Here is a 23,085-nt window from a genome sequence, read left to right as displayed (position 1 = left end):
TGCGGCGGGACGACGTAAAGAGTTGGCAATGCGTCGCGTGACCGGCCGCGTGTGACGCCCCCCGGGGGAGCCCTCGTACGGCTGAGCGGACTACCCCGCGGTGGTGATCCGGACCGCGTCCGCGTCGCCGCCCGCGTCCTCGGCGTTCTTGCCGTCGACCGGCCGCCACTGGCTGTCGGTGTTCCCCGCGGTCCACTCCCGGCCCGCGTACGACACGTGCCGTATGTGCAGCTCGGAGGCGTTGGCCACGGCCCAGTGGGCCAGCTGCCAGCCGCGCGTGCCGGCGTCGGCCCCCTCGCCGTCGGCGACCGGCAGCGTCACCGTCCGCCCGTCGGAGCCGGAGGACCCGGCCGGTGCGCCCGCGGACGGCGAGGACGCCTCCGGCCCGCCCACCTCGGCGCCCGCGGGCTCCAGCAGATCCCGCCCGAAGTCCCGCACCAGCGCGGCACGCACCGCGTCCGCACCCGCCGCCCGGGTCGCCGCCGGACGGCCCTCGCAGGTCAGCGTGGCCGCCGAGCGGCCGGTGAGCGCGGCGGCCAGCAGCGTGGCGTCCGGCTCGTGCTTGGCGTACGCCTGCGGGAAGCCGCTGCGCTGCACCTTCTGCGCGGCGACCGTGAGCGGCAGCCGGGTGTAGCCCGGCACCTCCTCCAGGTGCTCGTAGAACTTCTCCGACGCGTACGCCGGGTCCATGATCTCCTTCGGCGTGCCCCAGCCCTGCGACGGACGCTGCTGGAACAGACCGAGCGAGTCGCGGTCGCCGTAGTCGATGTTGCGCAGCGCGGACTCCTGCAGCGCGGTCGCCAGCGCGATCGTCACCGCCCGCTCGGGCAGGTCGCGCGCGGTGCCCACGGCGGTGATCGTCGCCGCGTTCACCGCCTGCTCGGGCGTGAACTCGTACGTCGCGCCGTCGCCCTTGGCGGACACGACCTTGCAGCCCGGGCCGCCCCTGCCCCCGGTGACGTACTGCACCACGAGGTAACCGGCGACCGCGAGCAGGACCACGAGGGACGCCCCGAAGCGGAAGAGGCGGCCACGACGCTTGGAAGGAGGGGACGGCTCTGGCACGCGTACAAGGTACTGGAGCGTACGGAGATGTGTGTGCCGGGTGTGGACAGTGGGCCGGCACCCGGGGGGCGTTAGGGTCGACGGCATGGCCGACACCCCGCTTGACCTCACGCTGGACGCCGCGCGCCTGACCGCGCGGCTCGTCGACTTCCCGTCCGAGAGCGGCAGCGAGAAGCCGCTCGCCGACGCGATCGAGACCGCCCTGCGCGCGCTGCCGCACCTGACGGTCGACCGGTACGGCAACAACGTCGTCGCCCGTACCCGGCTGGGGCGGCCCGAGCGTGTGATCCTGGCCGGCCACATCGACACGGTGCCGATCGCGGACAACGTGCCCTCCCGGCTCGACGCCGACGGCACGCTGTGGGGCTGCGGCACCTGCGACATGAAGGCGGGCGTCGCCGTCCAGCTGCGCATCGCCGCCACGGTCCCCGCCCCCAACCGCGACCTGACCTTCGTCTTCTACGACAACGAGGAGGTCGCGGCCGACCTCAACGGCCTCAAGCACGTGGCCGAGGCGCACCCCGAGTGGCTGGAGGGCGACTTCGCGGTGCTCCTCGAACCCTCCGACGGCCAGGTGGAAGGCGGCTGCCAGGGCACGCTGCGGGTGCTGCTGAAGACCGCGGGCGAGCGCGCCCACTCGGCGCGCGGCTGGATGGGTTCCAACGCCATCCACGCCGCCGCCCCGATCCTCGCCCGTCTGGCCGCCTACGAGCCGCGCCATCCGGTGATCGACGGCCTGGAGTACCGGGAGGGACTGAACGCGGTCGGCATCTCCGGGGGAGTGGCGGGCAACGTCATCCCCGACGAGTGCGTCGTCACCGTGAATTTCCGCTACGCCCCCGACCGCACCGAGGAGGAGGCCCTGGCCCATGTGCGCGAGGTCTTCGCGGACTGCGGCGTGGCGGAGTTCGTCGTCGACGACCACAGCGGGGCGGCGCTGCCCGGCCTGTCCCACCCGGCCGCCGCGGCGTTCATCAAGGCGGTGGGGGGCACCCCACAGCCCAAGTACGGCTGGACGGACGTCTCCCGCTTCTCGTCCCTGGGCGTTCCGGCGGTCAACTACGGTCCCGGCAACCCCCATCTGGCGCACAAGCGGGACGAGCGCGTGGACACCGCGAAGATCCTCGCCGGGGAGGAGCGGCTGCGGTCCTGGCTGACGGCGTGAGACCGGCGGCGCGCCCCGGGGCGTTTGGGACGCTGTCCCGCGGACATGCTGACGTCCCCCGGACGTAACCCGCGCGGATCTACGCTGAGGTGGAACGACCCGCAAACGGAGGGAGCGCACATGGCTACCGGCAACCCCGAGGGGAAGCAGCAGCCGCCGGAGGAGAAGCGGCTGGGCCCGGTCCTCCGCAGGCGGGGCCAGGTGCAGGCGAGCACCACCGACCAGCGGCTGCTGGACGAGCGCGCCCCCACCGACTGGGTCCACACCGACCCCTGGCGGGTGCTGCGCATCCAGTCGGAGTTCATCGAGGGCTTCGGCACGCTCGCCGAGCTCCCGCCCGCCATCAGCGTCTTCGGCTCGGCGCGCACACCGGCGGACACCCCGGAGTACGAGGCGGGCGTCCGCCTGGGCCGGGGCCTGGTCGAGGCCGGCTTCGCCGTGATCACCGGCGGCGGCCCCGGCGCCATGGAGGCGGCGAACAAGGGCGCCTGCGAGGCCAGGGGCATCTCCGTCGGCCTGGGCATCGAGCTGCCCTTCGAGCAGGGGCTGAACCCCTACGTCGACATCGGGCTGAACTTCCGCTACTTCTTCGTCCGCAAGATGATGTTCGTCAAGTACGCCCAGGGCTTCGTGGTGCTGCCCGGCGGCCTCGGCACCCTCGACGAGCTCTTCGAGGCCCTCACCCTCGTCCAGACCCAGAAGGTCACCCGCTTCCCCATCGTGCTGTTCGGCACGGACTACTGGGGCGGCCTGGTCGACTGGCTCCGGCACACGGTGATCGCCCAGGGCAAGGCGTCCGAGAAGGACCTGCTGCTGTTCCACGTCACGGACGACGTGGACGAGGCCGTGGCGCTGGTGTCGAAGGAAGCCGGCCGCTGACGGGACGTCGCACCCACCGGGGGCGGAGCCCCCGGTGAGGGACGGCCGGGACGGGCCCCGCTGTCAGGCCAGCCCCCTGCGCGCGACCGCCGGCTCGCGGTCCCCCGCGATGGACGACACCATGTCCAGCACCTGCCGCGTCTCGGCCACCTCGTGCACCCGGTACACCTGCGCCCCCAGCCACGCCGACACCGCGGTCGTCGCCAGCGTCCCCAGCACCCGCTCCTTCACCGGCCGGTCCAGGGTCTCGCCGACGAAGTCCTTGTTGGACAGCGACACCAGCACCGGCCAGCCCGTGGCGACCATCTCGTCCAGCCGCCGCGTCGCCTCCAGGCTGTGCCGGGTGTTCTTGCCGAAGTCGTGCCCCGGGTCGATCAGCACCGACTCCCTGGGCACGCCGAGTGCCACCGCCCGCTCCGCCAGTCCCACGGTCACGTCGAGGATGTCCGCCATGACGTCGTCGTACGTCACCCGGTGCGGACGGGTCCGCGGCTCCGCGCCGCCCGCGTGGGTGCACACCAGTCCGGCGCCGTACCGCGCGGCGACCTCCGCGAGCCTCGGGTCGACCCCGCCCCAGGCGTCGTTCAGCAGGTCCGCGCCCGCCTCGCACACCGCCTCGCCGACCTCGTGCCGCCAGGTGTCCACGCTGATCACGACGTCCGGGAAGCGCCGCCGCACCTCGGCGACGAAGTCGACCGTGCGCCGCGCCTCCTCCTCGGCCGTGACCTCCTCGCCGGGTCCGGCCTTCACCCCGCCGATGTCGATGATCGCGGCGCCCTCGGCGACGGCCTGCTCCACGCGCGCGAGGGCCGGCTCGTCGCGGAACGTGGCGCCCCGGTCGTAGAAGGAGTCCGGGGTCCGGTTCACGATCGCCATGATCAACCGCTCGTGCGGTGCGAATTCCCGCCTGCCCAGCCTGAGCATCCCCTGTGACCTCTCCTCGTACGTCCCGGCCGCCCGCGACCGCCCGGCGGCTCCGACTGTCAGACTCGCATGGCACGATCGGAGCCACACATCCGACTCCGACTCACTTCCGAAGCACTCCGACACATCCGACCGTGGGGGCCCCGGCGATGGTTATGTTCCTGTTCCTGGTCCTGGCGCTCGCCGTCGTGGTCGCCGCGGTGACCCTGGCCGTGGTGGGCGGCGGCGCCAACGCCCCGCTGCCCGAGGCGGCCCCCGAGCACCTGTGGGACGTCCTGCCGCCGGACCGCCCGGTCAACCGCGCGGACGTCGACGACCTGCGCTTCCCGCTCGCCGCCCGCGGCTACCGCATGGCGGACGTGGACGACGCCCTCGGCCGCCTCGGCGCCGAACTCGCCGAGCGCGACGCCCGGATCGCCGACCTGGAGTCCGCGCTGGCGGGCGCCCGGGCCGCCGCCGCCCACCTGTCCATGGACAAGCCCGCCCCGCGCCGGGAGGAGGAGCAACCGTGAGCGACGGAGCAACCGTGAGGGACGGAGCAACCGTGAGCGACGGAACCGCCGTGGGTGATGGAGAGGCCGGGGGCGAGGAGCGCGCCGCCGCCCTCGCCGGACCGGACGGCGCCCTGCGCTGCCCCTGGGCCCTGTCCACCCCGGACTACGTGACGTACCACGACGAGGAGTGGGGCCGCCCGGTCCACGGCGACGACGCCCTCTTCGAGCGGCTCAGCCTGGAGGCCTTCCAGTCCGGCCTGTCCTGGATCACCATCCTGCGCCGCCGTCCCGGCTTCCGCGCCGCCTTCGCCGACTTCGGGATCGCCGCGGTCGCGGAGTTCACCGACACCGACCGCGAGCGCCTCCTGACCGACACCGGCATCATCCGCAACCGCGCCAAGATCGACGCGACCCTCGCCAACGCGCGCGTGCTGGCCGGGTGGGCGCCCGGCGACCTGGACGCCCTGATCTGGTCCCACGCCCCCGACCCGGACGGCCGCCCGGCGCCCAGGGCCCTGACCGACGTGCCCGCGGTGACCCCGGAGTCGACGGCCCTGTCCAAGGCCCTGAAGAAGCGGGGCCTGCGCTTCGTCGGCCCGACCACGGCGTACGCGCTGATGCAGGCCTGCGGGCTGGTGAACGACCACCTGGACACGTGCGTGGCACGCGGCGGGGCGTCCGGCGCCTGACCCCGCCGGAAGGGGCTCAGCGGCCCAGGTACTTCGGCTTCTCCTTGTTCACGAACGCCTGCACCGCGATCGCGTGGTCCTCCGAGGAGCCCGCCCGGGTCTGGAGCTCGTCCTCCTTCTCCAGCGCCTCCTCGAGCGAGTGGCTCAGCCCGAAGGCCACGGACTCCTTCAGCGCCGCGTACGCCACGGTCGGCCCCTCGGCCAGCGCGCGGGCCACCTTCTCCGCCTCCGCGCGCAGCTCCGCCGACGGGACCAGCCGGTTCGCGATGCCCAGCTCGTACGCCTCCCGCGCCGGGATGCTGCGGGGGAAGAGCAGCAGGTCGGTGGCGCGCCCGGGGCCGATCACGCGCGGCAGCGTCCAGGAGATCCCCGAGTCCGCGGTCAGCGCGACACCGGCGAACGAGGTGTTGAACGCCGCCGTGTCCGCGACGATCCGGTAGTCCGCGGCCAGCGCGAAGCCGAAACCGGCGCCCGCCGCGACCCCGTTCACCGCCGCGACCACCGGCTTCCGAGCCCCGGCGATGGCCTTCACGATCGGGTTGTAGTGCTCGCGCACTGTGCTCATGGTCTGCCCCGAACCGCTCGCCCGGTCGGCGGCCAGCAGCCCGATGTGCTCCTTGAGGTCCTGCCCGACACAGAACGCCCGGTCCCCGGCCGCCGTCAGCAGCACGGCCCGCACGGCGTCGTCGTCGGCGGCGGACCGGACCGCGTCCCGGAGGGCGACCTTCGCCGCGACGTTCAGCGCGTTCATCGCCTCGGGGCGGTTCAGCGTGATCGTCGCGAGTCCGTCGCTCACCTCGTAGAGCACGGTGTCGGCCATGGCGTATCCCTCCGTGTGGCGGCTCGGGACGTACCGGCGAGTACGTCCCCGTCTGCAGGACAGCATGACGGAGTTCACCCGCCACGGACCGCGGTCGACGTGTGACCTGCGTCAAACGGCTCCGGTCCGTTTTCGGTCGGCGGATGTGTGTGCGGTGGCGCAGTATCGCAGTCACATCGCCGAATTGAGTGGTTTTGCTCGCGTGCGTTGCCCAAGCGATGCCGCCCGATGTTGGTCATCGGGTCCTGGCATGCGGGATAATGGCTTGGAAGCAATGTGTTCGATGCCGGTGGCGTGTGTCCTGCTTCAAGGACCGCAGGTGCCCTTCAGTGGGCCGTCGGCTAGACGGTTGAGCTGGGTTTCAGGAAGGGGAACGAGCATGGCGGCCATGAAGCCGCGGACGGGTGATGGCCCGCTCGAGGTGACCAAGGAGGGGCGGGGCATCGTCATGCGCGTTCCGCTCGAAGGCGGCGGTCGGCTCGTCGTCGAGCTGACCCCGGACGAGGCCGACGCGCTCGGCGACGCCCTCAAGAAGGTCGTCGGCTGACGCGCACACGCGACCACACCCTTTCAGTCGCCCCGGCACCGCACGCGGTGCCGGGGCGACTGTTTGGGCGCCCTCCTCACCGCTTGACTCACCGCTTGACGGCGCACAGGAGCCCGTCGCCCACCGGCAGCAGCGACGACACCAGCTCCGTGCTCTCGCGCACGGCCCGCACCAGTTCCCGCAGCCGCAGCACCTCGGTGGGCTGCGGCCCGGAGTCGACCGTGCGCCCGTTGGCGAAGACGCCCTCGAAGGCCACCAGGCCCCCCGGGCGCAGCAGGCGCAACGATTCCGCCAGGTAGTCCTGGTACTCCTGCCGGTCGCCGTCGCAGAAGACCAGGTCGTAACCGGCGTCCGCGAGGCGGGGGAGCACGTCCAGCGCGCGGCCCGGGATGAAGCGGGCCCGGTTGCCGGCGAAACCGGCGTCACGGAAGGCCTGGCGGGCGGACTGCTGGTGCTCCGGCTCCTGGTCGACCGTGGTCAGCACCCCGTCCGGCCGCATCCCGTGGAGCAGGTGGATACCGGAGACTCCGCAGCCCGTGCCGATCTCCGCGACCGCCTTGGCGTCCACGCTGGCGGCGAGCAACCGCAGGGCCGCGCCCGTGCCGGGCGCCACCGAGCGCAGCCCTGCCTCGCGGGCCCGGTCCCGGGCCCAGTGCAGCGCCTCCTCCTCGGCGACATAGGCGTCGGAGAACGCCCAGCTCGTCTGCCGGTTGGCGGTAATGACCCTCTCCTGTCCCCGTGGTTGCCTGGGCGTGACTGTATCCGTTGGCGTCGGGAACCCGCAGATGGGACCGGTCGTTTGAAGGGGTGAGGAAAGAGGCGCGTGCCGTGACGGGGGGCGGGCAGTGGACGAGGACGCCGAGCAAGTGATGACGCAGTCGTACGAGCCGTGGCAGCGCCGATCAAATTCTCGTAAAACCGCTTATCCGGAGCTAACGGGCGAGGTGGCTATGGTAGGGGCTCCACTGGACACCACCAGAGCCGATAGGGGAGGTGCGGCTGCGCCTGTGGATCGCGGAGGAGTGCTGCGGCGCTTCCTCGGATCGGCGGGCAGGCCGAAATCCGTGAACGACACCGCTGCTGACCACGACCGCGCCGGCGACCCGGCCCAGACCCCGACCGCGACCTTCTCCACCGACGCGGACGGGCAGGCGTGGACTCCGCCCACCTGGGAGGAGATCGTCAGCATGCACAGCGGCCGGGTCTACCGGCTCGCCTACCGTCTCACCGGCAACCAGCACGACGCCGAGGACCTCACCCAGGAGGTCTTCGTCCGCGTCTTCCGCTCCCTGTCGACCTACACGCCGGGCACCTTCGAGGGCTGGCTGCACCGCATCACCACCAACCTCTTCCTGGACATGGTCCGCCGCAAGCAGCGCATCCGCTTCGACGCGCTCGGCGAGGACGCGGCCGAGCGGCTGGCCAGCAAGGAGCCCACCCCGCAGCAGGTCTTCAACGACGCCCACTTCGACGCGGACGTCCAGCAGGCCCTCGACACCCTCGCCCCCGAGTTCCGCGCCGCCGTGGTGCTGTGCGACATCGAGGGGCTGTCGTACGAGGAGATCGCGGCGACCCTGGGCGTCAAGCTCGGCACCGTCCGCTCCCGGATCCACCGTGGCCGTTCCCAGCTGCGCAAGGCCCTCGCGCACCGCTCGCCCCAGGCGCGCGCGGAGCGCCGCTCCTTCGTGCCGCGTGTTCCCGCACTGGGAGGAGGGGGCGCGAGCGCGTGAGCGGTTCACTGCCGAAGTCTTCCGAGGGACACCTCGCAGAGCAGCACCTGGGAGACCGACTCTCCGCCCTGGTGGACGGAGAGCTCGGTCATGACGCGCGCGAGCGCGTACTGGCGCACGTCGCCACCTGCGCCAAGTGCAAGGCGGAGGTCGACGCGCAGCGCCGCCTGAAGAACGTCTTCGCGGAGGCGGCCCCGCCGCCGCCCTCCGAGAGCTTCCTGGCCCGCCTCCAGGGCCTTCCGGCCGGGGGCGACCTCGGCGACGGCGGGCCACCGCTGGGCGGCGGAGGGCTGCCGGGCGGCACGCCGGGGCGGTTCGGCGCGGGCTCCGGTGTCTTCGGCACCCGTCGCGGCGAGCGCTTCGAGTTCGCGTACGCGCCCCTCGGCCGCCATGAGCCGGCGCTTCCGGCGCCCTCGGCGGGCGGCCGCGGCTTCCGCATCCACGAGGTCGACCGGCACGAGACCGACCGGCCGTCCTCGCGCGGGCTGCGGTTCGCCTTCGTGGCCGCCGGCGCGGTGTCGCTGGCCGCGATCGCCCTCGGCGGGGTCGCCACCACCGCGCCCACCGAAACCGAGACGCGCGGCGCGGGCAAGGGCAGCAATGTGACACCGATGCGCACGACGGGCGCGGGCGCGGCGACCCTGCCCGAGTCCCAGCGGCGCCGCGGCGTCGGACCGCTGCTCGGTCAGCTGGAGGGCCAGAGCGCGCTGGGGAACACCCCGGCCGCCCCGACCGCGGTCTCCGCGCCGCTGCTGCCCGGGGTGCCCGCGCCCGCCGAGCGCCCCACCGCTCCGGGCACGCCGACCGTGGGTGCGACAGCGGCCTCCCCGCTGATACGTCCGCTGGGCTCGCCTCCGCCGCTCACCCTGACGGCCTGGGCCGAGTCCGTCGGGCTCAAGGAACCGGGGCTCGTCACCGCCGGTACGACACCGGCACCCACCCCCACCGTCACCTCCCGCACGGCCCGCTGACCCGTCCACTGCGCAGGGGCGCGCGAACCTGATTGAATCCAGGTGGCGCGCCCAGGCCCGCACAGCCGGGTGCCGAGCCAGGCTCCGACGCACCGGCGGACGGAGCCGCGGAGCCGACGATCCGTGCCGTGTCCAGCTGTGGGGAGAGCATGAACGAGGGGAAGCCGGGCCCATCGGGGGAGGAACCGATCACGCGGGGGGAGGGGCCCGACGGGGACTTCGAACTGGCGCGTCCTGATCGGCCGGCGGCCGTCGCCGTGGACCACCAGGAGGGCGACTACGAACTGGACCGCCCGACGCCGTCCGGGCGGGCGGCGGAGGTCCTGGAGACCCCGGACGCCCCGAAGACGCCGGAGGCGCTGGAGCCCACGGAGGCGGAGGCCCTGAGGCCCGCGGAGGCACCGGGGGCGCTGGACGCCGCGGGGACTCCGGAAGCCCTGGAGGTCCCGGGAGCGCCGGGGGCCCTGGATGCTACTCCGGCCACTCCGGCCACTCCGGCCACTCCGGCCACTCCGGCCACTCCGGTCACCCAGGCCGCTCCTGCCACCCCCGCCACCTCGGCCGCTCCGGTCACCCCGGCCGCTCCGACGCAGGCCGCCTCCGTCGTCGGGGCCGAGCAGCCGAAGCCGTTGCACGACCCGGACCCGTACAGCACCCCGCCCTACGGCGAGCCGGGCCCCTGGGCGCCCGCGCCGCCCGTCCAGCACCCGGCGGCGCCCGCGACGCACGGCGGACCCGTCACGGCGCCTCCCCCGGCGTTCGACACGGCACCCCACGCCGCTCCCCTCGGACAGCCCGCCCCGGCCCCCGCTCCCGTGTCCGCCCCTGCCCCTGCCCCCGCCCCCGTTCCTGTCCCCGCCTCCACCCCCGCTCCCGCCCCTGCCCTCGGCTCGGCTCCCGCCCCCGCCCCCGCACAAGCCCCCCTCCCACCGACGGACACCCCGACGGCCGACCCCTGGGGCCGCTACGACCCCTGGGCCGCCGCCGCGGCCGCGCCGTTGCAGCAGACCGATCCCACCGTGATCGACAAGGCACAGCGGCGCAGACGCGCCAAGCGCGTGGTCATCGGCGCCGCGTTGCTGCTCGCGCTCGTGTCCGGCGGCGTCGGCGGGATCGTCGGCGCGTATCTGGAGCGCAACGGCGGCGTAGGGACCGTCGAGTTGCCGCAGGCCGACAAGGAGGCGTCCGGGCGGGACCCGGGCAGCGTCGCGGGGATCGCCGCGCAGGCGCTGCCCAGCGTCGTCACCCTGCACGTCAGCGGTGCCGGCGCCGCCGGGACCGGCACCGGCTTCGTCCTCGACGACCGCGGCCACATCCTCACCAACAACCACGTGGTGGAACCCGCCGGGGACGACGGCGAGATCACCGTCACCTTCAACAGCGGCGACACCGCCGACGCCACCGTCGTCGGCCGGGACAGCGGGTACGACCTCGCCGTCGTGAAGGTCAAGGGCGTCCAGGGACTCACCCCCCTGCCCCTCGGCAACTCCGACAACGTGCGGGTCGGTGACCCGGTCGTCGCCATCGGCGCGCCCTTCGACCTGGCCGGCACCGTCACCTCCGGCATCATCAGCGCCCGGGAGCGGCCCATCACCGCCGGCGGGGACAAGGGCGACGGCAGCGACGTGTCGTACGTCGACGCGCTGCAGACCGACGCGCCGATCAACCCCGGCAACTCCGGTGGTCCCCTCCTCGACGCGGAGGCCCGGGTGATCGGCATCAATTCGGCCATTCGCTCCGCCGGCAGCGGCGCCGACACCGACGGCGGCCAGGCCGGTTCGATAGGGCTCGGTTTCGCCATCCCGATCAACCAGGGCAAGCGCGTCGCCGAGGAACTGATCAACACCGGCAGGGCCACCCACCCGGTGATCGGCATCACCCTCGACATGGACTACAGCGGCGACGGCGCCCGCGTCGCGGCCAAGGGCAGCGACGGCGGCCCCGCCGTCAGCACCGGCGGGCCCGGTGCCAGGGCCGGGATCAGGTCCGGCGACGTCATCACGCAGGTCGACGGCCAGCACGTCCACTCCGGCGAGGAACTGATCGTCAAGACCCGCGCCCACCGCCCCGGCGACCGGCTGGAGCTCACCCTGGAGCGGGACGGGGAGGAGCGGAAGGTCTCCCTGGTGCTCGGCTCCTCGGGCGGCGACTGAGGCGTACGGAACGGCACGGGACGGCGAACTCCCGAAAAAAACCGCGCACGGACACCCACCCGTGGCGCACGGGACGGTACCGGTCGTACGGGGTGGCCGGGTACCGTGGACCCGGCCCGGACCCACGGAAGACCACAGCCGCCGAGGGCCGAGGACCGAAGGCATCACGAGGAGCTTCAGGTGTTCAATGACATAGGACCGCTCGAGCTGGTGACGCTCATCGTCCTCGCCGTGCTCGTCTTCGGTCCGGACAAGCTCCCCAAGGTCATCCAGGACGTGACGCGCACGATCCGGAAGATCAGGGACTTCTCGGAGAGCGCCAAGCAGGACATCCGGCAGGAGCTCGGTCCGGAGTTCAAGGACTTCGAGTTCGAGGACCTCAACCCCAAGGCGTTCATCCGCAAGCAGCTGGACAACGACGACCTGGGGCTGAAGGAGATCCGTAACGGATTCGACCTGAAGAAGGAGATGGCCGAGGTCGCGGACGCGGTCCACAGCCGCGACGCCGACGCCTCGCCGTCGTCGTCCTCCTCGTCCCCGTCGTCCTCCTCCGGCACCTCCGGTGGCCGCGTGGACATGACCAAGAAGCCCGAGAGCCCGGCGGCCGACGACCGCCCGCCCTTCGACGCGGACGCCACCTGAGCCGAGCGCGAACGCCCGCCCGAACCGAGCGCGGAGGCCGACCCGCAGCCCGGCGCCCGGGGGCGCACGCCCCCGCGTACGTGACGCGTTTCATACTCCACGCGAGCTGCGCACGGCCTGATCCGGACCTCCGAGCGGCCCACGCGCCGGGCGGTTTCCCAGCCTGCGGCGACAGGGTGGCTATGCTGCCCAGTTGTTGTGCGGAACGGACGAGTACGCCCGAAGGGGGGCGGGCCGCCCGGTCCGACGAGAGCGAGGAGGCGTCCGGGCACATGGAGACGACGAGTCGGGCAGTCGCGCAGGCGCCGGCCGCGGAGGACGGACAACACGTCCCCTCCGCCCGGCGTACGGTCGACGGCTACCTGCGTGCGCCCTTCCCGTGGTACGGCCTCGACGAGGCCTTCACGGGACCGCGCTGGCTGATGCAGGTCGGACTGTCGGCCGACGGAGCCGTCGAACACGGATCGGTCGGGCACGGCGACGAGCCCTCGGTGCGCAGCGAGTACGCCACCGGGGCCGACCAGGACGTCAAGGAGAAGTTCGCGGTCGTGGTGACCGTGGCCGCCAACCCGGTGCGCCGCAGCGCCGACGGCACCGGTCTGCTGGAGGCCACCTCGGTCTCCTCCGCCGCCTGGCTCGCCGGTGTGGGGCTGCTGTCCTTCACCTGGCCGGGCCAGATGGACCACTCCCTGCGCGACGACTGGCTGGAGCAGCAGACGGAGACGGCCTGGGTCCTCGCGGACGACCTGGAGGGGCCGGACTGGTCGACGCTGTCCCTGCCCGTGGACGGCGTGCCGACGCCGTTCCACTACCGGGAGTCGGAGTTCGGCTGGGTGCTCGCGGGCTCCACGCCGGACGGCGTGCACGTGGGGGCGTACGGCAGGGGCATGAGCGCGTACGGCCTCGGGTTCGCCGTGGTCAAGGACATCGCCGCGTACGCGTCCTGAAACCGAGGCACCGCGGTACGCGGAAGGGCGCCGTCCAACGGGACGGCGCCCTCTCGTACGACTGCCTCAGAACTTGTTGCGCGGAGTGATCCCCAGGGACAGTCCCGCCAGGCCCCGCTGCCGGCCGCCCAGCTTGCCGGCGATCGAGCGCAGCGCCGAGCCCGCCGGGGAGTCGGGGTCGGTCAGCACGACCGGCTTGCCCTCGTCACCGCCCTCGCGCAGCCGGACGTCGATCGGGATGGCGCCGAGCACCGGGACGTTGGTACCGGTGGTGCGGGTCAGGCCGTCGGCGACCGTCTGACCGCCGCCGGTGCCGAACACGTCGACCATCTCGCCGCAGTGCGGGCAGGGCAGCCCGGACATGTTCTCGACCACGCCGACGATCTTCTGGTGCGTCTGCACGGCGATGGAACCCGCCCGCTCGGCCACCTCGGCCGCCGCCTGCTGGGGCGTGGTGACGACCAGGATCTCGGCGTTCGGGACCAGCTGGGCCACGGAGATGGCGATGTCGCCGGTGCCGGGCGGCAGGTCCAGCAGCAGGACGTCGAGGTCGCCCCAGTAGACGTCCGCGAGGAACTGCTGGAGCGCGCGGTGCAGCATCGGGCCGCGCCACACCACCGGCGCGTTGCCCGGCGTGAACATGCCGATGGAGATGACCTTCACGCCGTGCGCCGACGGCGGCATGATCATGTTCTCGACCTGGGTGGGACGCCCGTCGGCGCCCAGCATGCGCGGCACCGAGTGGCCGTAGATGTCGGCGTCCACGACACCGACCTTCAGACCGTCGGCCGCCATCGCCGCCGCCAGGTTCACCGTCACCGAGGACTTGCCGACGCCGCCCTTGCCGGAGGCGACCGCGTACACCCGGGTCAGGCTGCCCGGCTTGGCGAAGGGCACCTCGCGCTCGGTCTGGCCGCCGCGCAGGGCGCTCGCGAGCTCCTTGCGCTGCTCGTCGCTCATCACGTCCAGGGTGACGTCGACACCGGTGACCCCCTCGACCCGGGAGACCGCGTCCGTCACGCGCTGGGTGATGGTGTCCCGCATGGGGCAGCCGGAGACCGTCAGGTACACGGTGACCGCGACCGCCCCGTCCGCGCCGATCTCCACCGATTTGACCATGCCGAGTTCGGTGATCGGCCGGTTGATCTCGGGGTCGTTCACCGTCGCCAGTGCCTCGCGCACCGCGTCTTCCGTAGCCATAGAGACGATGGTACGGCGCCGGACGCACCCGCCGGTAAGCCCGTCACTGGTCGTCTGCGTCACGTCCCGGCGGCCGTTCCGCCCGCATCGCCGGGAAGGGGCCGTGATGGTCCTTGTGTCCGTTCTGCCGCCCCTCCAGCTCCTTGATCACGTCCTGGAGCTCCGAGCGGATCCAGTCCCGCGTGGCCACCTCCCCGAGTCCGATGCGCAGGGCGGCGATCTCCCGGGTCAGGTACTCGGTGTCCGCGATCGACCGCTCGTTCTGCTTGCGGTCCTGCTCCAGGTTGACCCGGTCGCGGTCGTCCTGCCGGTTCTGCGCGAGCAGGATCAGCGGGGCCGCGTAGGAGGCCTGGAGGGACAGGGCCAGCGTCAGGAAGATGAACGGGTACTCGTCGAACCGCAGATCGCGTGGCGCGGACACGTTCCACAGCACCCACAGGATGATGACGACCGTCATCCAGACCAGGAAGCGGCCGGTGCCGATGAAGCGCGCGACCCGCTCCGACAGCCGCCCGAAGGCGTCCGGATCCCATTCGGGCAGGAGCCGCCGCCGGGGAGGGCGCGGCTGGTCCAGACGGGGCGCCCGGGGCCGTCCGGACGCGGTGGCGCCGGCGGGCAGGCGCTCGCGCACCCCTTCGCGGTCAGGAGCCATCGGTCACCACCCCCTCGTCGAGGTGGAACTCGGTCTCCCGCCAGTCCTCCGGCAGCATGTGGTCCAGCACGTCGTCCACCGTCACCGCGCCCAGCAGCGAGCCCGCCTCGTCGACCACGGGCGCGGCGACCATGTCGTACGCGGCGAAGAACCCGGCGACCACGGGCAGCGCCGCGTCCGGCTCCAGGGGCTGCAGATCTGCGTCCAGGATCGAGCCGACCAGGGTGTACGGGGGGTCGCGCAGCAGACGCTGGAAGTGGACCGTGCCCAGGTACTTGCCGGTGGGTGTCTCCTCGGGCGGGCGGCAGACGTAGATCTGCGCGGCGTGCGCCGGGGAGAGGTCGGGCTCGCGGATCCGGGCGAGGGCGTCCGCGACGGTCGCGTCGGGCCGCAGCACGATCGGCTCGGTCGTCATCAGACCGCCCGCGGTGTGCTCCTCGTACGACATCAGGCGCCGCATGTCGGCCGCGTCGGCGGGCTGCATCAGGCTGAGCAGCCGCTCCTTGTCGTCCTCGGGCAGCTCGCCGAGCAGGTCGGCCGCGTCGTCGGGGTCCATGGCCTCCAGGACGTCGGCGGCCCGCTCCTCCTTCAGCTTGCCGAGGATCTCGATCTGGTCGTCCTCGGGCAGCTCCTCCAGGACGTCGGCGAGGCGGTCGTCGTCGAGGGCGGCGGCCACCTCCGCGCGGCGCTTGGGGGAGAGGTGGTGCAGGACGTTGGCGAGGTCGGCGGGGCGCAGCTGCTCGAAGGTGGCGAGCAGGTTCTCGGCGCCCTGCCCGTGCTCCTCCAGGGAGAAGCCGGTGACGGCGGACCACTCCACGGTCAGCGTCTCGCCCTTGCTGCGGCGGAACGCGCCGCCCTTCTTCCCCTTGCGCACGAAGACGCGGTCGATCTCCCACTCGCGGCGGGCCGGCAGCTGATGCACCGACAGGTCCAGGACGGTGACCTCCTCGCCGCCCTCCACGAGCGTCACCCGCCGGTCCAGCAGCTCGCCGAAGACGAGTCGCTCGGTGGGCCGCTGCTCGAAGCGCCGGACGTTGAGCACGCCGGTGGTGATGACCTGGCCGGACTGCACGGCGGTCACGCGGTTCATCGGCAGGAAGATGCGGCGGCGGGTGGAGAGTTCCACCACCAGTCCGAGCAGCCGGGGCGGACGCCTGCCGACCCGCAGGATGACGACCAGATCGCGCACGCGCCCCACCTGGTCGCCGGCCGGGTCGAAGACGGCGACGCCGGAGACGTGGGAGACGAAGAACCGGGGGGCGCCCGCTGCCATGGCGGCGGCTCCTTTGCGTGCGGGTGGTTTCGTTGCCGTGTACTGCCTGCTGCGTTCGTTATCCGGATTGCCCGCTCGGGTGGGCTTCAGGCTAGCCCGTCCCGATCGGCCGTGCGCTCGTGGCCGGTCCGGACGGACTGGCTCCGTGAGCCGTACCCGGCCCCGGTACCCTGCGGTACGCCGTTCAGGTCCCCCGTCAGAGAGGCAGCCCACCTGTGATTCCGATCTCCCAGGGCCGTTCCCGCAGGGCCACGCTGGCAAGCGCCGTGTGCGCGCTGCTCGTGACGGGGACGGCGCTCGCGGGATGTGCCGAGGATCCGAACGAGGGCACGAACGGGGTCGGCAAGCTGCCCGCCGACCAGATCCGGGCCAGAGCGCAGCGGGCCGCCGAGTCGGCCCCCACGGTGCGGCTGCACGGGTCCGTGGTCACCAGCGGACGCACCTACACGCTGGACATGCGACTGAAGGAGAAGGGCGGCATCGGCTCGGTCACCACCAAGGGGGAGACGTTTCGCCTCCTGCGGATCGACGACGAGCTCTATCTGAAGGCCGGTGCGGAGTTCTGGGGGCACGGGGACGCCGCGGGTGAGGACGGCGGCGAGGCGGCGGCCGGCAAGCTCGCCGAGAAGTACGTGAAGGTGCCGCAGGGCGACCCGTCGTACAAGAAGTTCATCGGCTTCACGGAGAAGAACGTCCTGCTCGGCGGTCTGCTGACGCTGCACGGCAAGCTGGCCACCGACGGCCATCACGAGCAGGCGGGCGTGCGCACCATCCGCGTCACCGGCGACAAGGGCTCCGGCGGCACCCTGGACGTCTCGCTCGAGGGCACGCCGTACCCGGTGCGCCTGGTACGGGCCGGCAAGGCGGGCACCCTCACGTTCTCGGCGTGGGGCACCGACTTCCCCCTGGAGGAGCCGGCCGAGGACGAGACGCTGGACTACGGCGGGCAGCTGCCGGCCTCCTGAGAAGCCGCTCCGCCGGCCCGCGCCGCGGGAGGGTCTCAGGCGCGCTGCCGCGGGATGGTCTCAGGCGCGCCGCCGCTTCCTCTTGAGCAGCAGTCTGGGCAGCCCCGCGGGGGCCGGCCGCCGGGTGGTCACCGGGGTCGGCAGCGGGGCCTCGGCCAGCGAGCCGTCGGGCAGCGGCGCGGTCGCGCCGGTCGGCTCCAGCCGCAGCACCCGGCACTCGCGGGCCCAGCGCCCGGTCATCGCCTCGCCGTCGGGCGCGTTGAGCCGCTTGCCCTTGAGCTCCGCGACCGCCGCCGTCCACCGCTCGGAGTCCGGGGGCAGCTCCACGACCGTCGCGGTCCAGGTGACCAGCCGGCCGCCCTTGTCCTTGCTGCGGACGGTCACGTCGGCCGGCCCGCCGTCGGCGAGTCCCGGCAGCGGCTGCTCCCCGGGCCCGTCGCCGACCACGCACGCGGCACCCTCGTGCCACACGTGCCACAGCGCACGGGCCGGGACACCGGACCCCCTGACCCAGATGAGGCCGGACTTCTTCGTGGCCTCCTCGATGAGGGCCCTCTCCAGCAGCTCGCTCGTCATGCGCCCAGCCTATCCAGGGGCGCCGCGCCCGCTCAGAGCCAGCCGTTGCGCTTCAGCGTGCGGTGGATGCCCAGACAGAGGCTCACGGTGACGGCCAGCACCAGCGGATAGCCGTACTTCCACCGCAGCTCGGGCATGTGGTCGAAGTTCATCCCGTACACCCCGCACACCATCGTCGGCACGGCGATGATCGCGGCCCAGGAGGTGATCTTGCGCATGTCCTCGTTCTGCGCCACGGACGCCTGCGCGAGGTTGGCCTGGAGGATGGAGTTCAGCAGTTCGTCGAAGCCGATGACCTGCTCCTGCACCCGCGCCAGGTGGTCGGCCACGTCCCGGAAGTACTTCTGGATGTCCGGGTCGATCAGCCGCATCGGCCGCTCGCTCAGCAGTTGCAGCGGCCGCAGCAGCGGCGACACGGCCCGCTTGAACTCCAGGACCTCGCGCTTGAGTTGGTAGATGCGCCCGGCGTCGGTGCCGCGCGGCGTGCCCTTGCGGCCGGGCGAGAAGACCTCGGTCTCGACCTCGTCGATGTCGTCCTGCACCGCGTCGGCGACCGCGATGTAGCCGTCCACCACATGGTCGGCGATGGCGTGCAGCACGGCCGAGGGGCCCTTGGCCAGCAGTTCTGGGTCGTCCTGGAGACGGTGCCTGAGGGCCCGCAGGGAGCCCTGTCCGCCGTGCCGCACGGTGATGAAGAAGTCCCGGCCGGTGAAGCACATCACCTCGCCGGTCTCGACGACCTCGCTGGTGGAGCTGAGCCGGTCGTGGTCGAGGTAGTGGACGGTCTTGAAGACCGTGAACAGCGAGTCGTCGTAGCGCTCCAGCTTGGGCCGCTGATGAGCCTGGACGGCGTCCTCCACGGCCAGCGGGTGCAGCCCGAACTCCTGGGCGATCCCGGCGAATTCGGCCTCGGTGGGCTCGTGCAGGCCGATCCACACGAAGCCGCCGTCGCGCCGCACCCGGCGCATCGCCTCCTGGGGGGAGAGCTGGCCCTCGGACTCCAGGCGCCGGCCGTCGCGGTAGACGGCGCAGTCGACCACGGCGGTCGTCGTCGCGGGGTCCCGGGTGGTGTCGTACGGGCCGCTCTCCTTGCGCAGCGAGATGCGGGAGGCGGGGCGGACTGCGGCGCGCAGGTCGCGGATCATCGACATGGCGGGCTCCTTCGCAGACGGGCAACGAAAGGCGCCGGTACGACGGGTGCTGCAACCCGGAATGGGGACGTCCTCAACTGCGGATGTTTGGCACGTCCACAAAGCGGGGAGCACCGCACCGTCGCGGTGGCGAGCTTCGTCGCTGATACAGCTACTGGGGCAGATCAGGCAGAACGAAACGAAGTGCTCTTCCGATGAAGACGCGCATGCGAGAGGCGGCAGCGAGAAAAGAAGCGGCTACATCAGCGGCCGGAAGAGCGGGTGGTACTGCACGGTCGACTTCGGTCCATGCCAGCCCCACCTCCTCCGGCCGGTCCCTCGTAAGGGACGATCCACAATCCCCTGAGGGGATTCCCCCAAGACGGGGAGCGTCACACGGGTGTCGGGACTCGATCGCGACGTCCCCTCAGCCCGGAAGGCCTGGGCGGTGTCCCTACGGGGGGCTGTCCCGAACCACCGGTCAAGCGTATCAGCCGACCGACATGTCAAGGCCCTGCTTTGCCCGGTACTCACGAGTTCTATGCTCGCCGCATGGCTGATGTTCTTCCTCTGGTCGAGGCCCGGCTGCGTACGACGCTGGGCGAACCGGACGCCCGCGCGGCGGTCACCTTCCTGGGTACGGACCGCATCGAGGTGCTCCGCTTCCACGAGGGCGACATCGTGCGCTACGCCACACTCGGTATGTCGGCGCAGCCCATGACCGATCCGACCGCGGTGGTCGCGGACCCGGTGAGGGGACCGCGCGTCGAGCTGGTGCTGTCCGTCCGCGGTGGTGTCGCCGACACCGACAAGGTGCTCCGCCCGCTCGCCGTGCTGGCCGCGTCCCCGCAGGTCGAGGGTGTCGTCGTGGCGCCCGGCGCCTCCCTCGACGTGGGTGAACCACTGTGGCCCGGCGCCCCGTTCACCTCGGTGCTGGTCGCCGAGCCGGGCGGCTTGGTGGAGGACCTGGAGCTCGACGAGCCCCTGGACCCCGTACGGTTCCTGCCGCTGCTGCCGATGACCCCGAACGAGGCCGCCTGGAAGCGGGTGCACGGTGCGGGCGCGCTTCAGGAGCGCTGGCTGGCCCGGGGCACGGACCTCAGGGACCCGTCCCGCAAGTCCGTGCCGCTGGACTGAGCCGCGGGCCGGTCCCGGCGTGAGCAAGCTCACCAACACCGGACCGGGGGCGGTCAGTTGACGAAGACGGCGACACCGTCCTCGGTGGCGTGCCGGGGCCGGAGCTCCTCGGCCTCGTGCGTGAGCGCCCCGCGCCGCGCCGCGACCACCAGCGCGCCCAGCACGGCGGTGACCGCCGCCACCACGAACGGCATGTGGACGTCGGTCCACTCCTCGATCCTCGGCGCGCAGAAGGGCGCGGTGGCCGCCGCGAACCAGCGCACGAAGTTGTACCCCGCGCTCGCCACCGGCCGCGGCGCGTCCGACACCCCGAGGGCCAGCTCGGTGTAGACCGTGTTGTTCACGCCGATGAGCGCGCCGGACAGGACGGTGCAGACCACGGCGGTGGTGTGACCGCCGTAGCCGAGGACGAGCACGTCCGCCGCGAGCAGCACCAGCGACCCGCCCAGCACCTTCAGCGAGCCGAACCGCTTCTGCAGCCGCGGCGCCACGATCACCGAGAACACGGCGAGCAGCACGCCCCAGGCGAAGAACACCGCGCCCGACCGGTACGGGGACATGTCCAGCACGAACGGCGTGAAGGCCAGCACGGTGAAGAACGTGTAGTTGTAGAAGAACGCCGAGACCGCCACCGAGGCCAGCCCGCCGTGGCCGAGCGCCCTGAGCGGGTCGAGCAGGGAGGTCCTCCGGGCCGGCCGGGGCTGCTCCTTCAGGAACGCCGCGATGCACAGGAAGCCGGCCGCCATCAGGAAGGCGGTGCCGAAGAAGGGGTAGCGCCAGCTCGCGTCGCCGAGCAGCGCGCCCATTAGGGGCCCGCAGGCCATGCCGAGTCCGAGCGCGGACTCGTACAGCAGGATGGCCGTCGCGCTGCCCCCGGCCGCGGCGCCGACGATGACGGCGAGGGCCGTGGAGACGAACAGGGCGTTGCCCAGTCCCCAGCCCGCCCGGAAGCCGACCAGCTCGCCGACCGATCCCGAGGTGCCGGAGAGCGCGGCGAAGACCACCACGAGGGCGAGGCCGAGCAGCAGGGTCCTCCGGCCGCCGATGCGGCTGGAGACGAAGCCGGTGACCAGCATCGCGAGGGCGGTGATGAGGAAGTACGAGGTGAAGAGCAGGGACACCTGGCCGGCGGTGGCGTCGAGGCCCTGGGCGATGGAGGGCAGGATCGGGTCGACGAGGCCGATCCCCATGAAGGCGACGACGGATGCTCCGGCCGTCGCCCACACGGACTTCGGCTGCCTGAGCATGCCGCCCGGTCCCGTGTCGAGAGGGTCCATGGAGTGCTTCCCTTCCGGACGTGACCGCACCGTGGTAGTTGGTATATACACACAATATGTTAGGCAAGCTAATAAGTGCAAGATGCATCTAATTTTGCGGCGGCCGGTTCCGTCCGGACGGGTGATCGTCCTTGACGTGGCGCGGCGAGGGTAGGACCGTGGGGCCCTATGAGGGGCGAACCCAGTTGCCCGAAGTGTGGTGGCCGGGTCAGGGCTCCCGGCCTCTTCTCGGATGCGTGGCAGTGTGCCCTGCACGGCACCGTGCACCCGCTCCAGCCCGTGATACCGCCGAGCGTCGAGGCCCTCGAAGTCGTCGTGCACCGCACGAAGGTGCCGGTGTGGATGCCGTGGCCGCTGCCGGTCGGCTGGCTGTTCACCGGCGTGGCCAGTGCGGGCGACGACCGCAGCGGGGGCCGGGCGACCGCCGTAGCGTGCACCGGGCCCGGTCCGCTCGGCGGCATGGGTGAGCTGATCCTGGTCGCCGAGGAACTCGGCGTCGGCCTCGGCGCGCGGTACGCGGGCATCGACGGCCCGGACCCGGGACCGTACATGAACGTGGAGAAACCGCCGCAGGCCAAGGTGCTGGCGGCCGGCCGCCCGACGCCGCTCTGGCATGTCGCCAAGACGCCGGACGACCGCGCCGTGTTCGCCGGTGAGGCGCTCGGGGTGTGGCTGTGGGCGGTGGTGTGGCCGGAGCAGTCCGGCCTGCTGATGTACGACGAGCTGGTCCTCACCGACCTGCGGGACGCCGGGGCGGAGGTGGAGCTGGTGCCCTGCGGGGCACTGTCCCCCCGCCTGCTGGAGATCTAGGGCCGGTCGGGGCCGCTTTCCGGGTCGCAGGCGCCGCAGAGGTGCCTCGGAGGGAATCGGTAGGGGGCGCACAGCCGGTTCGGGTGTGACAGGGGTGCGTGAAAATCCGGTTATCCTGGAGCGTCCCCGTCCGCCCGTCACCCGCTTGGAGTAACGCGTCGTGCGTATCGACCTGCACACCCACTCCACCGCGTCCGACGGCACGGACACTCCGGCGGAACTGGTCCGCAAGGCCGGCGCCGCCGGTCTGGACGTCATCGCGCTGACCGACCACGACACCACCCGCGGCCACGCCGAGGCGCTCGCCGTGCTGCCGCCGGGACTCACGCTGGTCACCGGTGCCGAACTCTCCTGCCGGCTCGACGGCATCAGCATGCACATGCTGGCCTACCTCTTCGACCCGGAGGAACCCGCGCTGCTCGCCGAGCGCGAACTGGTCCGGGACGACCGGGTGCCGCGGGCCCGGGCCATGATCACCAAGCTGAACGCGCTGGGTGTGCCGGTCACCTGGGAACAGGTGGCGCGGATCGCCGGCGACGGGTCCGTGGGGCGTCCCCACCTGGCCACCGCACTCGTCGACCTGGGCGTCGTACCGAGTGTGAGTGACGCCTTCACCCAGGAGTGGCTGGCCGACGGCGGCCGGGCCCACGTGGAGAAGCACGAGACCGACCCCTTCGAGGCGCTGCGCCTGATCAAGGACGCCGGCGGGGTCGCCGTCTTCGCGCACCCGGCCGCGAGCAAGCGCGGCCGGACCATGCCGGAGTCCGCGATCGCCGAGCTGGCCGAGGCCGGTCTCGACGGCATCGAGGTCGACCACATGGACCACGACCCCGAGACACGGGCGCGCCTGCGGGGCCTCGCCGGGGAACTGGGCCTCCTGGTCACCGGGTCGAGCGACTACCACGGCAGCCGCAAGACCTGTGTGCTCGGCGAGTTCATGACCGACCCCGAGGTGTACGGCGAGATCACGCGGCGGGCGACCGGGGCGTTCCCGGTGCCGGGAACCGGCGGAGTCTGAGACCCGCCCTCCCCGCCCGCT

At 72.5% G+C, this 23,085-nt stretch carries 24 protein-coding genes; 14 read left to right on the top strand and 10 right to left on the bottom strand.

What is annotated here, in order from left to right:
• Positions 1–90 precede the first annotated feature (90 nt).
• Complete coding sequence (locus FHX78_RS11820; RefSeq protein ID WP_145867400.1) at positions 91–1,065, bottom strand: VldE C-terminal domain-containing protein; 975 nt, start codon at positions 1,063–1,065, stop codon at positions 91–93.
• Positions 1,066–1,150: 85 nt separating this feature from the next.
• Here FHX78_RS11820 and dapE point away from each other — a divergent pair, with 85 nt between their 5' ends.
• Positions 1,151–2,230: a succinyl-diaminopimelate desuccinylase gene (gene dapE, locus FHX78_RS11815; protein ID WP_145867399.1), complete on the top strand. Its 1,080-nt coding sequence runs from the start codon at positions 1,151–1,153 to the stop codon at positions 2,228–2,230.
• A gap of 120 nt (positions 2,231–2,350) precedes the next feature.
• Positions 2,351–3,109, top strand: a complete 759-nt coding sequence (locus tag FHX78_RS11810; RefSeq protein WP_145867398.1) for an LOG family protein — start codon at positions 2,351–2,353, stop codon at positions 3,107–3,109.
• A 63-nt stretch (positions 3,110–3,172) separates the two neighbouring features.
• Here the strand turns inward: FHX78_RS11810 and folP are convergent, their stop codons facing one another.
• Entirely contained in the window at positions 3,173–4,033 is an 861-nt protein-coding gene (folP, locus tag FHX78_RS11805; RefSeq protein WP_145867397.1) for a dihydropteroate synthase, read from the bottom strand.
• A 149-nt stretch (positions 4,034–4,182) separates the two neighbouring features.
• On the opposite strand from folP, the gene FHX78_RS37930 reads away from it, so the two are divergent.
• Both FHX78_RS37930 and FHX78_RS11795 read left to right on the top strand, forming a co-directional pair.
• Positions 4,183–4,545 (top strand): DivIVA domain-containing protein, encoded by a 363-nt coding sequence (locus FHX78_RS37930; protein WP_145867396.1) that lies wholly within the window; start codon positions 4,183–4,185, stop codon positions 4,543–4,545.
• Between the two features lie 32 nt (positions 4,546–4,577).
• Complete coding sequence (locus FHX78_RS11795; protein WP_373312987.1) at positions 4,578–5,216, top strand: DNA-3-methyladenine glycosylase I; 639 nt, start codon at positions 4,578–4,580, stop codon at positions 5,214–5,216.
• A gap of 16 nt (positions 5,217–5,232) precedes the next feature.
• Here FHX78_RS11795 and chcB read toward each other — a convergent pair whose 3' ends face one another.
• Complete coding sequence (chcB, locus tag FHX78_RS11790) at positions 5,233–6,036, bottom strand: 2-cyclohexenylcarbonyl CoA isomerase (protein WP_145867395.1); 804 nt, start codon at positions 6,034–6,036, stop codon at positions 5,233–5,235.
• 379 nt (positions 6,037–6,415) lie between these two features.
• On the opposite strand from chcB, the gene FHX78_RS11785 reads away from it, so the two are divergent.
• Complete coding sequence (locus FHX78_RS11785) at positions 6,416–6,583, top strand: DUF3117 domain-containing protein (protein ID WP_003966491.1); 168 nt, start codon at positions 6,416–6,418, stop codon at positions 6,581–6,583.
• A gap of 88 nt (positions 6,584–6,671) precedes the next feature.
• Here FHX78_RS11785 and FHX78_RS11780 read toward each other — a convergent pair whose 3' ends face one another.
• On the bottom strand, positions 6,672–7,370 hold the full coding sequence (locus FHX78_RS11780) for an O-methyltransferase (RefSeq protein ID WP_145867394.1): 699 nt from the start codon (positions 7,368–7,370) through the stop codon (positions 6,672–6,674).
• 277 nt (positions 7,371–7,647) lie between these two features.
• Between FHX78_RS11780 and sigE the strand changes: the two genes are divergently transcribed.
• The 5 genes from sigE (at position 7,648) to FHX78_RS11755 (ending at position 13,026) form a co-directional block, all read left to right on the top strand.
• Positions 7,648–8,313 (top strand): RNA polymerase sigma factor SigE, encoded by a 666-nt coding sequence (sigE, locus tag FHX78_RS11775; RefSeq protein ID WP_145867393.1) that lies wholly within the window; start codon positions 7,648–7,650, stop codon positions 8,311–8,313.
• The gene (locus FHX78_RS11770; RefSeq protein ID WP_145867392.1) at positions 8,310–9,284 is read left to right on the top strand and encodes an anti-sigma factor family protein; all 975 of its coding nucleotides are present in this window, start codon (positions 8,310–8,312) and stop codon (positions 9,282–9,284) included. The genes sigE and FHX78_RS11770 overlap by 4 nt, the downstream gene beginning before the upstream one ends.
• Before the next feature lie 149 nt (positions 9,285–9,433).
• Positions 9,434–11,437 (top strand): trypsin-like peptidase domain-containing protein, encoded by a 2,004-nt coding sequence (locus FHX78_RS11765; RefSeq protein WP_145867391.1) that lies wholly within the window; start codon positions 9,434–9,436, stop codon positions 11,435–11,437.
• A 180-nt stretch (positions 11,438–11,617) separates the two neighbouring features.
• Complete coding sequence (locus FHX78_RS11760; protein ID WP_145867390.1) at positions 11,618–12,079, top strand: sec-independent translocase; 462 nt, start codon at positions 11,618–11,620, stop codon at positions 12,077–12,079.
• A gap of 272 nt (positions 12,080–12,351) precedes the next feature.
• Positions 12,352–13,026, top strand: a complete 675-nt coding sequence (locus FHX78_RS11755) for a hypothetical protein (protein WP_145867389.1) — start codon at positions 12,352–12,354, stop codon at positions 13,024–13,026.
• 66 nt (positions 13,027–13,092) lie between these two features.
• Here FHX78_RS11755 and FHX78_RS11750 read toward each other — a convergent pair whose 3' ends face one another.
• The 3 genes from FHX78_RS11750 to FHX78_RS11740 are packed head-to-tail and all read right to left on the bottom strand — an operon-like array spanning position 13,093 to position 16,151.
• The gene (locus tag FHX78_RS11750; protein ID WP_145867388.1) at positions 13,093–14,226 is read right to left on the bottom strand and encodes an Mrp/NBP35 family ATP-binding protein; all 1,134 of its coding nucleotides are present in this window, start codon (positions 14,224–14,226) and stop codon (positions 13,093–13,095) included.
• A 43-nt stretch (positions 14,227–14,269) separates the two neighbouring features.
• Positions 14,270–14,878, bottom strand: coding sequence for a DUF1003 domain-containing protein (locus FHX78_RS11745; protein ID WP_145867387.1), 609 nt, complete (start codon positions 14,876–14,878; stop codon positions 14,270–14,272).
• Entirely contained in the window at positions 14,868–16,151 is a 1,284-nt protein-coding gene (locus tag FHX78_RS11740) for a magnesium transporter MgtE N-terminal domain-containing protein (RefSeq protein ID WP_145867386.1), read from the bottom strand. Before FHX78_RS11740 ends, FHX78_RS11745 begins: the two co-directional genes overlap by 11 nt.
• Positions 16,152–16,366: 215 nt before the next feature.
• On the opposite strand from FHX78_RS11740, the gene FHX78_RS11735 reads away from it, so the two are divergent.
• On the top strand, positions 16,367–17,116 hold the full coding sequence (locus tag FHX78_RS11735; protein ID WP_145867385.1) for a hypothetical protein: 750 nt from the start codon (positions 16,367–16,369) through the stop codon (positions 17,114–17,116).
• Positions 17,117–17,176: 60 nt separating this feature from the next.
• Here FHX78_RS11735 and FHX78_RS11730 read toward each other — a convergent pair whose 3' ends face one another.
• Both FHX78_RS11730 and FHX78_RS11725 read right to left on the bottom strand, forming a co-directional pair.
• Positions 17,177–17,692, bottom strand: a complete 516-nt coding sequence (locus tag FHX78_RS11730; protein ID WP_145867384.1) for a hypothetical protein — start codon at positions 17,690–17,692, stop codon at positions 17,177–17,179.
• Positions 17,693–17,724: 32 nt separating this feature from the next.
• Complete coding sequence (locus FHX78_RS11725; RefSeq protein WP_145867383.1) at positions 17,725–18,843, bottom strand: magnesium and cobalt transport protein CorA; 1,119 nt, start codon at positions 18,841–18,843, stop codon at positions 17,725–17,727.
• A 531-nt stretch (positions 18,844–19,374) separates the two neighbouring features.
• Between FHX78_RS11725 and FHX78_RS11720 the strand changes: the two genes are divergently transcribed.
• Positions 19,375–19,959, top strand: coding sequence for a suppressor of fused domain protein (locus tag FHX78_RS11720; protein ID WP_145867382.1), 585 nt, complete (start codon positions 19,375–19,377; stop codon positions 19,957–19,959).
• Between the two features lie 53 nt (positions 19,960–20,012).
• Here FHX78_RS11720 and FHX78_RS11715 read toward each other — a convergent pair whose 3' ends face one another.
• Positions 20,013–21,236, bottom strand: a complete 1,224-nt coding sequence (locus FHX78_RS11715) for an MFS transporter (RefSeq protein ID WP_145867381.1) — start codon at positions 21,234–21,236, stop codon at positions 20,013–20,015.
• 168 nt (positions 21,237–21,404) lie between these two features.
• Between FHX78_RS11715 and FHX78_RS11710 the strand changes: the two genes are divergently transcribed.
• Positions 21,405–22,046, top strand: coding sequence for a DUF6758 family protein (locus FHX78_RS11710; RefSeq protein WP_145867380.1), 642 nt, complete (start codon positions 21,405–21,407; stop codon positions 22,044–22,046).
• Positions 22,047–22,206: 160 nt separating this feature from the next.
• Positions 22,207–23,064, top strand: coding sequence for a PHP domain-containing protein (locus FHX78_RS11705; RefSeq protein WP_145867379.1), 858 nt, complete (start codon positions 22,207–22,209; stop codon positions 23,062–23,064).
• Positions 23,065–23,085: the final 21 nt, after the last annotated feature.

This window comes from Streptomyces capillispiralis (assembly GCF_007829875.1).
In the GTDB taxonomy this organism is placed as follows: domain Bacteria; phylum Actinomycetota; class Actinomycetes; order Streptomycetales; family Streptomycetaceae; genus Streptomyces; species Streptomyces capillispiralis.
This window is presented reverse-complemented; position numbering and strand designations above follow the sequence as displayed.

Bases quoted from the DNA above. Each gene is read 5' to 3' on its own strand.
- FHX78_RS11755 (WP_145867389.1), top strand. From the start codon at position 12,352: ATGGAGACGACGAGTCGGGCAGTCGCGCAGGCGCCGGCCGCGGAGGAC.
- chcB (WP_145867395.1), bottom strand. From the start codon at position 6,036: ATGGCCGACACCGTGCTCTACGAGGTGAGCGACGGACTCGCGACGATC.
- FHX78_RS11785 (WP_003966491.1), top strand. From the start codon at position 6,416: ATGGCGGCCATGAAGCCGCGGACGGGTGATGGCCCGCTCGAGGTGACC.
- folP (WP_145867397.1), bottom strand. From the start codon at position 4,033: ATGCTCAGGCTGGGCAGGCGGGAATTCGCACCGCACGAGCGGTTGATC.
- FHX78_RS11710 (WP_145867380.1), top strand. From the start codon at position 21,405: ATGAGGGGCGAACCCAGTTGCCCGAAGTGTGGTGGCCGGGTCAGGGCT.
- FHX78_RS11730 (WP_145867384.1), bottom strand. From the start codon at position 17,692: ATGACGAGCGAGCTGCTGGAGAGGGCCCTCATCGAGGAGGCCACGAAG.
- FHX78_RS11810 (WP_145867398.1), top strand. From the start codon at position 2,351: ATGGCTACCGGCAACCCCGAGGGGAAGCAGCAGCCGCCGGAGGAGAAG.
- dapE (WP_145867399.1), top strand. From the start codon at position 1,151: ATGGCCGACACCCCGCTTGACCTCACGCTGGACGCCGCGCGCCTGACC.
- FHX78_RS11740 (WP_145867386.1), bottom strand. From the start codon at position 16,151: ATGGCAGCGGGCGCCCCCCGGTTCTTCGTCTCCCACGTCTCCGGCGTC.
- FHX78_RS11750 (WP_145867388.1), bottom strand. From the start codon at position 14,226: ATGGCTACGGAAGACGCGGTGCGCGAGGCACTGGCGACGGTGAACGAC.
- FHX78_RS37930 (WP_145867396.1), top strand. From the start codon at position 4,183: ATGGTTATGTTCCTGTTCCTGGTCCTGGCGCTCGCCGTCGTGGTCGCC.
- FHX78_RS11715 (WP_145867381.1), bottom strand. From the start codon at position 21,236: ATGGACCCTCTCGACACGGGACCGGGCGGCATGCTCAGGCAGCCGAAG.
- FHX78_RS11725 (WP_145867383.1), bottom strand. From the start codon at position 18,843: ATGTCGATGATCCGCGACCTGCGCGCCGCAGTCCGCCCCGCCTCCCGC.
- FHX78_RS11745 (WP_145867387.1), bottom strand. From the start codon at position 14,878: ATGGCTCCTGACCGCGAAGGGGTGCGCGAGCGCCTGCCCGCCGGCGCC.
- FHX78_RS11720 (WP_145867382.1), top strand. From the start codon at position 19,375: ATGGCTGATGTTCTTCCTCTGGTCGAGGCCCGGCTGCGTACGACGCTG.
- FHX78_RS11765 (WP_145867391.1), top strand. From the start codon at position 9,434: ATGAACGAGGGGAAGCCGGGCCCATCGGGGGAGGAACCGATCACGCGG.